12 protein-coding genes and 1 pseudogene are annotated in these 13,470 nt (G+C 34.0%); 10 read left to right on the forward strand and 3 right to left on the reverse strand.

Features of this window, described 5'->3' with window-relative positions; all coding sequences use genetic code 11:
- Positions 1-204: pseudogene (locus H4O20_RS14980) on the reverse strand (hypothetical protein); the annotation flags it as partial.
- Positions 205-430: 226 nt separating this feature from the next.
- Here H4O20_RS14980 and H4O20_RS07600 point away from each other — a divergent pair.
- From H4O20_RS07600 to guaB, 7 genes are all read left to right on the forward strand, one after another.
- Positions 431-934 (forward strand): hypothetical protein, encoded by a 504-nt coding sequence (locus tag H4O20_RS07600; RefSeq protein WP_185098814.1) that lies wholly within the window; start codon positions 431-433, stop codon positions 932-934.
- 338 nt (positions 935-1,272) lie between these two features.
- Entirely contained in the window at positions 1,273-2,136 is an 864-nt protein-coding gene (locus tag H4O20_RS07605) for a hydroxymethylglutaryl-CoA lyase (RefSeq protein ID WP_185098815.1), read from the forward strand.
- An 81-nt stretch (positions 2,137-2,217) separates the two neighbouring features.
- Entirely contained in the window at positions 2,218-3,759 is a 1,542-nt protein-coding gene (locus H4O20_RS07610; protein ID WP_185098816.1) for a bifunctional UDP-sugar hydrolase/5'-nucleotidase, read from the forward strand.
- Positions 3,760-3,928: 169 nt separating this feature from the next.
- Positions 3,929-5,107 carry a hypothetical protein gene (locus H4O20_RS07615; RefSeq protein ID WP_185098817.1) on the forward strand — a complete coding sequence of 393 codons (1,179 nt, stop codon included), beginning with the start codon at positions 3,929-3,931 and terminating at the stop codon, positions 5,105-5,107.
- Positions 5,108-5,271: 164 nt separating this feature from the next.
- Positions 5,272-5,802 (forward strand): FMN-binding protein, encoded by a 531-nt coding sequence (locus H4O20_RS07620; protein WP_139856480.1) that lies wholly within the window; start codon positions 5,272-5,274, stop codon positions 5,800-5,802.
- Positions 5,803-6,294, forward strand: a complete 492-nt coding sequence (locus H4O20_RS07625) for a hypothetical protein (RefSeq protein ID WP_139856481.1) — start codon at positions 5,803-5,805, stop codon at positions 6,292-6,294. It begins immediately after the preceding gene.
- Between the two features lie 169 nt (positions 6,295-6,463).
- Positions 6,464-7,936 carry an IMP dehydrogenase gene (gene guaB / locus H4O20_RS07630; RefSeq protein ID WP_185098818.1) on the forward strand — a complete coding sequence of 491 codons (1,473 nt, stop codon included), beginning with the start codon at positions 6,464-6,466 and terminating at the stop codon, positions 7,934-7,936.
- Positions 7,937-8,111: 175 nt separating this feature from the next.
- Here guaB and H4O20_RS07635 read toward each other — a convergent pair whose 3' ends face one another.
- Both H4O20_RS07635 and H4O20_RS07640 read right to left on the reverse strand, forming a co-directional pair.
- On the reverse strand, positions 8,112-8,630 hold the full coding sequence (locus H4O20_RS07635; protein WP_185098819.1) for an OmpH family outer membrane protein: 519 nt from the start codon (positions 8,628-8,630) through the stop codon (positions 8,112-8,114).
- A 116-nt stretch (positions 8,631-8,746) separates the two neighbouring features.
- Positions 8,747-8,989 carry a hypothetical protein gene (locus H4O20_RS07640; protein ID WP_139856484.1) on the reverse strand — a complete coding sequence of 81 codons (243 nt, stop codon included), beginning with the start codon at positions 8,987-8,989 and terminating at the stop codon, positions 8,747-8,749.
- A 233-nt stretch (positions 8,990-9,222) separates the two neighbouring features.
- Here H4O20_RS07640 and H4O20_RS07645 point away from each other — a divergent pair, with 233 nt between their 5' ends.
- From H4O20_RS07645 to H4O20_RS07655, 3 genes are read left to right on the forward strand one after another with little or no spacing between them, the layout of a single operon-like run.
- Positions 9,223-11,178 carry a peptidylprolyl isomerase gene (locus tag H4O20_RS07645; RefSeq protein WP_185098820.1) on the forward strand — a complete coding sequence of 652 codons (1,956 nt, stop codon included), beginning with the start codon at positions 9,223-9,225 and terminating at the stop codon, positions 11,176-11,178.
- Positions 11,175-12,032 (forward strand): peptidyl-prolyl cis-trans isomerase, encoded by an 858-nt coding sequence (locus tag H4O20_RS07650; protein WP_179951787.1) that lies wholly within the window; start codon positions 11,175-11,177, stop codon positions 12,030-12,032. The genes H4O20_RS07645 and H4O20_RS07650 overlap by 4 nt, the downstream gene beginning before the upstream one ends.
- Positions 12,025-13,458, forward strand: a complete 1,434-nt coding sequence (locus H4O20_RS07655) for a peptidylprolyl isomerase (RefSeq protein WP_179951788.1) — start codon at positions 12,025-12,027, stop codon at positions 13,456-13,458. Before H4O20_RS07650 ends, H4O20_RS07655 begins: the two co-directional genes overlap by 8 nt.
- Positions 13,459-13,470 lie beyond the last annotated feature (12 nt).

Here is a 13,470-nt window from a genome sequence, read left to right on the forward strand (position 1 = left end):
CGACAGATCTTCTGCGCAGTCTCCACCACAGAAGAAGACGGACCAATAACTATAGAGCAGATCTCTCCAGTTATATTTACTTTGGGCTCCCAATTTGGGCAGAGCTTCATTAAGAATCTTACCTATTTCTTTATTATCGAGTTCTTCAATTACAAAATTTAAGCCCCCAAAGGCCGAGATTCCGTTGGATTTTAATATCTTCATAACTTCTAATTAAGTATCACCAATTTAGGTGATTACAATAAAACCGTAAAGCCTTAATCATTAAAGCTTTACGGTTTTTATTAACAATCAGTTGCGGATTTGAGATGCAATCGCGCACCAGCGGGGGCTAGCCAATCAGACATAAGCAATATGTGGGATATAATAAATGCAAATATAAATAGCCAACAAATACCAACTTTTAGAATACTTTACGGAGGAAACTATTATGAATACTAAATTTATTATTTTATTTCTTATTTCTCTAACACCTTTTTCTTCATTCGCACAATCCTCAAATGACTGGTACGAATTTGAAACTATCGTTTATACTCCTAAAAAAGAGATAACTAAATTTATTGATAGTGAAATATTTACTTGCTTTAATGAAACGGATATTGACACATCAAAGATGCAATACCACTTACAATTTTTAAATAATAATGATTCAATTATATTGAGCTTTGCTACATCTAACAAGTTAATTACTGATGTTGCCGTTGAATGGGACCTTTTGAAAATTAGGGGTATATTCTATTACCGCAATAGATTAGCAATTATTGAAGCCGATCATTCTGAATTATCTATTCTTGATAAATTTTTCACAAAAACTTGTAAAAAGAAAACGATAAAAGTAGAATTAGATAAATATGGAGAGCCAATTTGTGGAGCAAACTATTTAGTCGTGGGCAAAAAATTTATTTTTAAAAATAGGTTTAGTTCATTTGATTAATAAGTTTGTGGCAAAGTCCCCTCTCCCGCACTCCCGAAGCTTCGTGAACATCGCGTGGTTTTCCACCTTCTTAAAATTCAATCTCGAACCTACAAATAGTTTCTTTTTGGAAAGCAAAAATTAGAGATTTTATAGTTTTTCAGTATTTTGGTTGCTGAGTTAAGCTTTTATTAAACTTCAGGAAACCACACGAAAGGATTGGCTCGGTCGAATTTCATTTCGTGCAGTAGCGGGGAGAAGCCTCCCTATTTAATAAAAACCCGAGTTGATTCTCTTATTTATCATTTTTTCGCTTTCCTAATTTCGTTTTTACTTATTCAAAAGCTATCTTTGGACCAATGCAAGAAGTAAAAATAATAGAATGTCCGCGCGATGCGATGCAAGGCATCAAAGAATGGATTCCCACCGAGCTAAAAGTGAAGTATATACAATCACTATTGCGATGTGGTTTCGATACTATAGATTTTGGAAGCTTTGTTTCGCCAAAAGCAATACCGCAAATGCAGGATACAGCCGCGGTGCTTTCACAGTTAGATCTATCTGCTACAAATAGTAAATTGTTAGCAATTATTGCAAATCTACGCGGGGCAGAAGATGCTGTAAAACATCCAGAAATTCAATATTTAGGGTATCCTTTTTCGATATCTGAAAATTTTCAGATGCGCAATACCCATAAAACTATTGAAGAGTCGATAGTATTGTTAGGTGAGATTCTAAACATTGCAGATAAAAATAACAAAGAAGTTGTTGCCTACCTATCTATGGGCTTCGGAAATCCTTATGGCGATCCCTGGAATGTCGAGATAGTAGGAGAGTGGACAGAGAAGCTTTCTGCTATGGGTGTTAAGATTTTATCGTTAAGTGATACAGTTGGTTCTTCTACACCTGAAATTATTTCATATTTATTTAGTAACTTGATCCCTAAATATCCTCACATTGAATTTGGTGCTCATTTGCATACTACCCCAAATGCATGGCACGAAAAAATAAGCTCGGCTTTTGAGGCTGGCTGCAGAAGGTTTGATGGTGCTATTCAAGGCTTTGGCGGTTGTCCCATGGCAAAAGATGAGTTAACAGGAAATATGCCTACCGAAAAAATGTTAAGTTATTTTACAACTGAAAAGATTTCGAGTAACATAAATCCTATGTCTTTTGAAAGCGCATATAATGAAGCTACTAAAATTTTTACTAAATATCATTAATAAATAAAGCTTAATTTAAACTGAATTATTGTAATTTGTTAAGCTAAAGCTTTTTACATTTTAATTTAATATTTATTACAGATGAAAAAAACTTTACTATTTTCTTTTCTTCTTGCGATTCTTTGCTCTGGGTGTTCAATAATTAACACAATTCCAAAGGAAGATCCTATACAAGGTGCGGGTGCGGTTACCTTAAAATTTATTCAAATTAACGATGTTTACGAAATTTCTCCACTCAATGGTGGTGAGTATGGAGGGCTAGCAAGAGTAGCATATATACGCGATTCTATCAAAAAGGATTTTCCTAATACATTTATGTTTCTTGCTGGAGACTTTTTAAATCCTTCTCTTCTTGGAACTTTAAAACACGAGGGGGAAACGATAAACGGTAAACATATGGTGGATGTGCTAAATGCTATGGAAATAGATTTGGTGACCTTTGGAAATCATGAATTCGATTTAAGTGAATCGGAATTACAACAAAGATTGGATGAATCGAAGTTTAAATGGACATCAGCAAATGTACGGCATGCTACAGAAGAAAAAGTAAGTCCGTTTACAACAAAATTGGAGTATACTAATGCACCAATTTCCGACTATGTAACATTTCCGGCGCATGATGAAGAAGGAAATCAAATTCAATTTGCTGTTTTTGGGGTTACCCTTCCTTCAAATCCGAAGGAGTTTGTTTCTTATGAAAATATTTATGAAAGTTCTAAAAGAGCGTATAATGAAGCCATAAAAAAATCGGATTTTGTGGTAGGCTTAACGCATGTATCTATTGAAGAAGATCTAGAAATAGCTAGGCTTTTAAGGAATTTACCTCTAATAATGGGAGGGCACGAACATTTTAATATGTTGTTAAAAGAAGGTAGAACTATTATAACAAAGGCCGATGCAAATGCAAAAACGGTATATGTCCACACCCTTATATACAATCTAAGAACGAAAATGTTATCTGTAGCTTCTGAATTGGTTTTTGTAGGCAGCGATGTGCCATCGGCTCCTAAAGTAGAGCGAGTGGTGAAAAAATGGGAAGAATTGTTGGATAATAAATTAAAGGAAGTTGTTGATTCTCCTTACGACGTTATTTATAAAGCCGATGAAATGCTAGACGGGACAGATGATGCAAATAGGAGTAAGCAAACCAACCTTGGAGATATAATAACGAGATCAATGGCACATGCGTATAATAATAAAGTAGCGGGTGCAATTGTTAATGGAGGATCCATACGTATCGACGATAATTTGCAAGGAAATATTACAAGCACAGACATTTTTAGAGTGCTACCCTTTGGAGGGAGTGTGCTAAAAGTTCAAATTAGAGGAAGTCTATTAACTGAAGTTTTAGAATACGGGAATAATCAAAAAGGATCAGGAGCATATTTACAAAGATATAATTTTACTCAGGACTCTAAAGGTAACTGGTTAGTTGGAGGGACTCCTATAAATCCTAAACTTCGCTATACAATTGCAATAAGTGACTTTCTTATGAAAGGGCTAGATATTCCATTTTTAACTCCAGATAATAAAGGTGTGGTGAAAGTATATACCCCTTCTGAAAAAGAAAATGCAGCAGATATTCGCAAAGCAATTGTTTCTTATTTAAAATCTAAAAAATAACTAATTCTAAATAAGCTAATTAGAAGTCTTTTTAAGTTCTTGCTTTAGGGAAAAACTTTTTTCAAAACTTATTTAAAATAGTTCTAAATAATTTTGCGAGGTTTTATTTTCTCATTTATTTTTGCGGCTGAAATTTTAATCTATTTTAATTCAGTCTAAATAACATTTGATGAAAGCAATTACTTCACTCGTATTTTTATTTTTTTTCACAATATCCTTTGCACAAACAGTTCAAGATTCTATTCCTACCAATTCGGAACAGAAAGAAAACGCTTCACAACGAATCCTTTCAGGTAATTCTGGAGGTGCTGTGACTATTGGAGGATATGGTGAAATGGTATACAATCAGCCAGAGGGCGACAACGGAACCTTAGATGTTCATCGACTAGTACTCCTTTTAGGGTATAAGTTTGATGAAAAAACACAGTTTATCACGGAAATAGAAGTTGAACATGTGGAAGAAATCTATGTGGAGCAAGCTTTCGTAAATTATGCAATTAGCAATAATGTTAATTTACGTGGAGGACTTATGTTGGTTCCAATGGGGATTATCAACGAATTTCACGAGCCTACTACCTTTAATGGAACAAGCAGACCTGCAGTAGATCACGATATAGTACCTACTACTTGGCGTGAACTTGGGGTTGGAGTAACTGGACGTATACCTGAATATTCACTAGGATATCAGGCGTATATATTTAATGGTTTTAAATCTACAGCCTTCGATAGTGATGGCGGTGTAAAAGGATTTTTAAAAGGTAAGGATGGTCTTAGAGGTGGTCGTCAAAAAGGAATTAAGTCTACTGTAGATAGCCCAACACTATCGGCAAAAGTTGATTATTACGGTATTCCTGGATTGCGTTTCGGCTTAGCGGGATATTTTGGTAAAACGCAGGCAGATGATAAGGTTGAGGATTTAGATGGTGCAAACATTGGTATCTCTATGGTTGGATTTGATGTGCGTTACGCCTTCCGTAAGTTTACTGCGCGCGGAGAGTTTGTGTATGCATCGCTTTCAGATACCGATAAATACAACGCGCTTACAGGTAAAGATTTAGGAAGTGCTCTTATGGGATATTACGTAGAAGGTGCTTATAATTTACTACCTATGACTGCTAAACAAAAATTATATGCTTTTGCTCGTTACGAACATTATGATACTCACGCTAGCACAGAAGGTACTTTGGTGAGAAATGATGCATATAACCGTCAAGATATAACTGCAGGACTATCCTATCACATTGCAAATGGTGTAGTTGTAAAAGGAGATTATCAAATAAAAGATAATGCAGTTGATGGAGCTGACGTAAAGAATCAACTTAATTTTGGAATTGGCGTTTGGTTCTAAAACCTATATGAACTAAGTATTTATTAAATTAATTTCAACATAAGAATTTGAATTCAATACCTTTGCTCTTTACTAATTTTCTAAGGGAAAATCGGTTGAAACTCAACCAAACTAAATATAAAGAGGAAGGGTATTGTTTTCTTTAAATTAATAATATTAAACTGATGATATTAAGGTCGTTTATTTTATTTGTTATAGCGTTAACTTCGGTTGCTTTTTCAATTCCTGAGAATGTGGAACGTAAAGCAGATAAGGAAATTGCAAAATTTTACAATACAGAAAATTTTGCAAAAGAAACAATTGCTGTTTCAAAGGATTTAAATGCTAAAACAATGTCGGAGTTTGGTAATGAAAACCTTTTTAAAATTCTATCTGGAGGTAAATTTCTAGGATATGGATATATAGGTAACGCACCAAGTAAAACGGCTACTTTTGATTATCTAGTTTTATTTGATAAAAACTTCGTTGTAACTAAAAGTAAAGTGCTTATTTATCGCGAAGAACACGGAGGGGAAATTAGCAGTAAAAGATGGTTGAAGCAGTTTATTGGGGCATCGCCAACAACAGAAGAACTTGTTTACAACCGTAATATTATTCCAATAAGTGGAGCTACAATTTCGGTTAAATCGTTAACTACCGAAATAAATTCTTTATTAAAAAGTATAGCTATTCTTCAAAAATCTATAAAACTCTAAATGCAACTTCACGGCCAAATTCATAATCTTCCTCGATACGTAAAACAATTTATAGCAGCTTTTGTTATTGTATTAAGCGTAGGATATTTCACAGGTTTAAATTTTGTTCGTCAAACAGATTCTACAGATACTAAGGGACTTGTAGAAAACTACCTCGGTAATGAGGATGTTGAAGATGCAGCTGTGATGAAATTTAAAAAAAGTGAGCGTGAGATGCTTACTATATTACACACGCATATATTATCTATTTCATTTATATTCTTAATATTAGGTGTTTTGGTTGCTATAACCTCCTTGCCTGTAAAATTGAAATCATTTTTAATGATTGAACCTTTTGTTTCTATCATTTTAACTTTTGGAGGGATATATTTTATGTGGAAAGGTATGTTGTGGATGAAATGGATTGTGATGTTATCGGGCACCTTAATGACTTTGGTTTATATAATTGCCGCGGTAGCCATTTTGATGCAATTATTTGTGTCTAAAAAATAACCTTATTTTTTCGAAATTTTGAGCGTATCGCAATGCTAAATTTGATGTCATAAAAGATTTCAGAAATAATAAATTTTAATTATTTTACCGTATATTTGCACGCAATTAAAACATAACTACATTCCGATTCTGTCACTTCAGTTTAGCCTCGGAAATTAAATTAATTGCAATGACTGCACACAACAACAAAATTCTTGGAGAAGGCCTTACTTATGACGACGTACTTTTAGTGCCCGCATATTCTGAAGTTTTACCTCGTGAGGTTTCAATAACCACCAAATTTTCTAGAAATATTACACTTAACGTTCCAATAGTTTCTGCAGCTATGGATACCGTTACTGAAAGCGCTATGGCAATTGCTATGGCTAGAGAGGGAGGAATTGGTGTTCTTCATAAAAATATGACCATTGAGCAGCAGGCTGCCGAAGTAAGAAAAGTTAAGCGTGCGGAAAGCGGAATGATTATAGATCCAGTTACGCTTCAAAAAGAAAATAACGTAGGAGATGCTCAAAAAACAATGCGTGAATACAGTATTGGTGGGATACCTATTACTGATGAAGCAGGATTACTTATCGGAATAGTAACAAATCGTGATTTGCGTTTTGAAAAAGACTTGAAACGTCCGTTATCTGAAGTTATGACCTCAGAAAATTTAGTGACAGTTGCGCAAGGAACTTCACTAAAACAAGCAGAGATAATTCTTCAGCAAAACAAAATTGAAAAGCTTCCTGTTGTAGATGATTCAGGAAAACTTTTAGGGTTAATCACCTTTAGAGATATAACAAAACTTACCCAAAAACCAAGTGCTAATAAAGATCAATACGGAAGACTTCGCGTAGCAGCAGCTTTAGGCGTAACACCTGATGCAGTAGATAGAGCAGAAGCTTTGGTAAATGCTCAAGTTGATGCTGTAATTATCGATACAGCTCACGGGCATACAAAAGGTGTGGTGGATGTTTTGAAAAAAGTAAAAGAAAAGTTTCCAGATTTAGATGTAGTAGTTGGAAACATTGCAACGCCAGAAGCTGCATTGTACTTAGTTGAGGCAGGGGCAGACGCTGTAAAAGTTGGTATCGGACCAGGTTCAATATGTACTACAAGAGTAGTTGCAGGAGTTGGTTTTCCACAGTTTTCAGCAGTTTTAGAAGTTGCTGCAGCTTTAAAAGGAACAGGTGTACCTGTGATTGCAGATGGTGGAATACGTTATACAGGCGATATTCCTAAAGCATTGGCTGCCGGTGCAGATTCTGTAATGTTAGGTTCGCTATTAGCAGGAACTAAAGAATCTCCAGGGGAAACAATTATCTATGAAGGAAGAAAATACAAGTCATACCGAGGAATGGGTTCTGTGGAAGCTATGAAACAAGGTAGTAAGGACCGCTACTTCCAAGATGTAGAAGATGATATTAAAAAATTAGTGCCAGAAGGAATTGTAGGACGTGTACCATATAAAGGTGAGTTAGTTGAAAGTATGACTCAGTTTATTGGAGGTCTTCGCGCTGGTATGGGATATTGCGGTGCAAAAGATGTTGAGTTTCTAAAAGAAAATGGAAAATTCGTTAAAATAACATCTTCAGGGGTTACAGAAAGCCATCCTCATGATGTAACTATTACTAAAGAAGCTCCTAACTATAGCAGATAATATTTTCAATATATATAAATTAAAAATAAAAGACACTAGGAAACCCTAGTGTCTTTTGTTTTTAATATTATTTGGTATTACTCCAACAAGACCAACACTACTTGCAAAAAATATTATCAATAAAAAAAGGTGAAGTTATTGACCTCACCTTTTTAAAATTTAAATGATAAAAAAATTAGTTTCCTTCGGCTTCTTCAGCAGTTACTGAAATGCCAAGTTCTAATAAAATTGGAACTGTAAGGTCGTAAGCCGGGTCTAAATATACTATGTCTTGCGTTGCTCTAGTTACTTGAGTATAGCCTTGTTGTTTAGCTACTTTTTCTAGCGCTTGACCTATTTTAGCGTATAATGGTTTTAAAGCTTCTTGTCGCCTTATTTCCATAAGTTTTGCCCCGTTTTGCTGAAACTTTTGAATATCGTTATCTAATGCTAGCAAAGCTGTTTGTTTTTCTTTCTTCTTTTCAGCTGAAAATGTAGCTTCATCTTTTTTATACTCTTCAAGAAGCGCTTTGTATTCGTCTATTTTTTTGTTTAAATCTACGTCTAAAGACTTTCCGTAAGTTTCCATTTCAGTTTGTACAGAAGTAAGTTCTGGCATTTTTGAAAGTATATACTCTATGTCTACAGCACCTACTTTTCCTTGTGCAAAAGTGGAAAGACTAATAAAGAAAACGGCAATTTTTAAAAATTTCATCTCGTTTATAATTAATTATTTAGAGGGCAATATTACTATAAAATTTACAAATAACCCTAAATGATAGAATTAGAGTACGCTAAATTTATCTTAATTTAATGCATCAGGATTAACACTTATGCTTCATCGTAATACTGTCCACGGGTAGGTTTTAGTGTTTCTCTCAAAGAATTCATTAAATCTTTATCAACAACCATATATGCCGTGTGATGCATTTTTGAAAGTTCCTCTTGGCCTATTATTGGATTGTTGAGATTTTCCATCTGTGCAAATTCAGATAGATGTATAGTGTGGTGTTTTGCTGTTTGTTCGGCGTTAGGGCCGCGAAAATCCCAGATAAGTTTTACTCTTTCATTCATTCGTTTGTTTTTTATAGATCTCAAATACTTTTTTTAAAATTTAAAATCTAAATTTTAAGACCAATGCAAGTTAAGTGTTTTTTGTATTTATTTTATTATCGAAGACACTATATTGCCGATAAATTCGTTTGCTTTTGGGTGTGAGTTCACGTAGGTTTTTGCTATTTTCGCACATTTGTAAGCCAAAATATTTGTATAGGCATAACTTCATTTAAAACAATAATTCAATAATAATGAGAAAATTTCTTACCGTATGTCTTTTAGCTTTTTTAAGCGCGACGACAGTTTTTGCACAAAGTAAAAAAGATGAACTTCTAACGATAGATGGTTCTCCTGTTTATGTAAAAGAATTTAATCGTGTTTATAAGAAAAACTTAGATCTTGTTCAGGACGAATCTCAAAAAGATGTCGACGGCTACTTGGAGTTATTTATAGATTATAAATTAAAAGTTGCTGAAGCCCGTGCACAAGGTTTAGATCAAGATCAATCCTACGTAAGAGAGCTTTCTCAATATCGCGATCAACTTTCAAGACAGTATTTAGCAAAAGATCAAATTACTGATGAATTGTCTAAGGAAGCCTACGAAAGAGGTAAAGAAGAAATTAATGCTTCTCATATTTTAATTCTTGTTGATTTTGATGCAATGCCACAAGATACATTGGCTGCTTATAATAAATTAAAGAGGATTCGCGAGCGCGCTTTAAAAGGTGAAGATTTCACCGAATTAGCCAAAAAACATTCTGAAGAACCTAATGCTTCAGTAAGTGGTGGAGATTTGGGTTACTTCTCGGTTTTCCAAATGGTTTATCCTTTCGAAACAGAAGCTTACAATACTAAAACAGGAGAGATTTCAAATATAGTTAGAACTCAGTTTGGGTATCACCTTATAAAAATAAACGATAGAAGAGAAAGAGCTCCAAAAATTGAAGTAAGTCATATAATGATTTCCGACAAAAGAAAAGAACGCAATTTTGATCCTCAAGAGCGTATTCAGGAAATTTATAAACTTCTAGAGCAAGGGGAGTCTTTTGAGAGTTTGGCAAAACAATACTCAGACGATAGGGGTTCTGGAAATAAAGGTGGCGAATTAAAGCCATTCACTAGAGGCGATCTTAAGGCACCAGAATTTGAAGCAGCTGCATACAAACTTAAAACTCCAGGTGAATTAAGTAAGCCTGTAAAATCTGAGTTTGGATGGCATATCATCAAATTGAGAAATATTATTCCAGAAGAAAGCTACGAAAGCCAAAAAGAAACGCTTGATAAAAAAGTAGAGGGTGGCGATAGATCTAAAGTAGTATATCACGCAGTAAATAAGAAAATTAAAGATAAATATGGTTTTAAAGAAGGTGTAGATTATTTGCCGTTTTTTGATAATTATGTTTCAAAAGATGTCTTCAATAGAAGATGGGAAGGTGAAGAGATAAAACCAGAAGACGATAAGGTGTTGTTTACAATTGGTGATAAAGATTTAAAGTATTCAGATTTTGCTACTTATATTTCTTATCGTCAAAAATCTACTAGAGCTTTTAAAGATAAAACTCTTTTATTAAACAGTTTATATGAAGAATTTGTGAACGTAAGTTTAACAGATTACTTTAAAGACAAATTAGAAGATGAAAATGAAGCGTATGCAGCTGTTTTAGATGAATACCGAAATGGGCTTTTGATTTTTGATGTGATGAATAAAAATATCTGGCAAAAAGCTAAAACTGATACCGTTGGTCTGAAGGAGTTTTATGATAAAACAAAAAGCAATTACACTTGGAAACAACGCTTAGATGCTGAAATCTATTCGGCAACTTCTAAGAAGGTAGCTCAAGAAATTCAAGCGATGTTGAAAAACAACAAGTCTATTGATGAAATAAAATCTGAAATAAATAAAAATGAAGAAGTAAAGGTATTAGCTTCAACTGGTACTTTTGAAGTTGACGCTGATGATTTACCTAAAAATATTACCGCTAAAAAAGGTGTGTCGGATATTTACGAGAGTAACGATTCGTATATAGTTGTAAATGTAAAAGATATCTTAGCTCCTAGTATAAAGCCTTTAGATGAAGTAAAAGGTAGAGTTTTAAGTGATTATCAAAATCATTTAGAGCAGGAGTGGAATAAAACTTTACGTGCTAAGTATAATGTTCAAGTAAATAAAAAAGCCTTAAAGCGTATTAAAAAAGAGCTTAAGTGATAAGAACAATTCTTTTTTCTCTCATATTATCATCCGTTTTCACGGGCTGCAATTACTTTGAAAAACCAACAGAGGAAAACGTTGTAGCTAGAGTTAACGACAACTACCTATATTTAAGTGAGGTTGAAAGTTTAGTTCCAGAAAACTCTTCAAAAGAAGATAGTATTTTAATTGTCAATAATTATATCAATCGTTGGGCAACTCAACAATTGCTTATCGAACAAGCTAAAATTAATTTATCACCGGATAAGCTTCAGCAATTTGATAAATTGGTTGAGGAATATAAAAACGATTTGTTAACCGAAAGCTATAAAGGAGCTGTTGTTGGTAAACAAATAGATAGTGTGATAACTGAAGAGGATTATAGAATTTATTACTCTACAAACATCGATAATTTTAGACTAAAAGATTTATTGGTAAAATTAAGATACATACATCTACCTCCCGAATACGATGGAGTACAAGAGGTGAAACAGAAATTATCACGCTACGATAAAAAAGATAAAAAGTCATTGACTACCGAAAATTACAGATTTGTTTCAAGTAATTTTAATGACTCGGTTTGGATTAAAAAACAAATGCTACTCAATGTTTTACCTGTTTTAAAAGGAATTAATGAGCAAGTGTTAAAAAAATCAAATTTTGTACAATTACAAGATTCTTTGGGGGTATATTTGGTGAAAATTGAAGATGTACTCAATCCCAATGATACACCACCACTATCATACATTAAACCTACTTTAAAGCAGATTATTCTCAACAAAAGAAAGCTTGAACTTATAAAAAAGTTTGAAGCCGATATTACTAAAGACGCTATAGAAACAAAAAACTTTGAAATTTACACCAATGAATAAATTCTTATTACTATTCCTTTTATGCACACCAATGATTTACGGCCAAACAGTATTGGAGCCGGATAGCAGCGGAGTTGTAAAAAGTAACGATTCGCTTGTAGTGAGTCAAGCTCTTAAAAAAGATACAATAGTACCGTTTAAACGATTTAAAGCCGAAGGCGTTAGCGCAGTAGTAGGCGAGCACATTATTTTGGATAGCGATATAGATAAAGCTTATGTTGAAATGAAGTCGCAAGGTATGTCTGTTGAAGATGTGAGCCGTTGCCAGTTAATGGGGAAGCTAATGGAAGACAAGCTTTATGCTCATCAAGCTAAACAAGACAGTATTATGGTTGCTGATGCCGAAATAAATGGGATGATAGACCAGCAATTACAGTATATGGTTTCGGAGCTAGGGAGTGAAGAAAAAGTTGCTGCTTATTACCGTAAAGACAATATTGCAGATTTAAGAAGAGAGCTTTTTGAAGCAAATAAAAATATAAAATTAGCTAGCCTAATGCAGCAAAAGGTAATTGAAAAAGTTGAGATTACTCCTGAAGAGGTGCGTACATTCTTCTTTTCAATTCCAGAAGATGAGCGTCCAGTATTTAGTGCTGAAATTGAAATTGCTCAAATAGTAGTTGAGCCTGAAATTACGCAACAAGCAAAAGATGAAGTTATAGCTAAGTTATACGCTATGCGTGCCGATATTATCGATAACGACGCAAGTTTTTCTACTAAGGCTGTACTTTACTCTAAAGATCCAGGTTCTGCTTCAAAAGGAGGTCTATATGAAGGAGTTAAAAGAGATTCACCTTGGGCTAAAGAATTTAAAGATCAGGCTTTTTCATTGTTAGAAGGAGAAGTAAGTGAGCCATTTGAAACCGAATTTGGATATCATATTCTTTATGTTGAAAAAATTCGTGGTCAAGAAGTAGATGTACGTCATATCTTATTATTCCCAGAAGTTTCACAAAAATCTATTGATGAAGCTCATAAAAGAATGGATGAAATTAGAGCTGAAATTGAAGCCGGAGAAATCACTTTTGCTCAAGCAGCTCAAAAATATTCAGACGATAAAGAAACACGCAATAACGGAGGACGATTAGTAAACCCAGTTACTTTCGATACTAAATTCGACTTAACAAAAATGGACCCTACCCTTAGTGCTAAGGTGTACAACCTTGAAGACGGTGAAGTGTCTAAAGTTTTTACAGATCGTGACCGTACAGGTAAGAGTAGTTTGAAAATTCTTACAGTTACCAAGCGTTTTGAAGAACACACTGCAGACTATTCGAAAGACTACGAGCGTATAAAAGAATTGGCATTACGCGAAAAGCAAATCAAGGTAATAAGCAAATGGCAGAACGAAAAGATTAAAAGTACCTATATTAGCATCAACGAAGATTACCAAGATTGTGACTTCGCAGGTGATTGGGTAAAATAATTTATGATTTTT

This window comes from Aequorivita sp. 609, from assembly GCF_014212065.1.
In the GTDB taxonomy this organism is placed as follows: domain Bacteria; phylum Bacteroidota; class Bacteroidia; order Flavobacteriales; family Flavobacteriaceae; genus Aequorivita; species Aequorivita sinensis.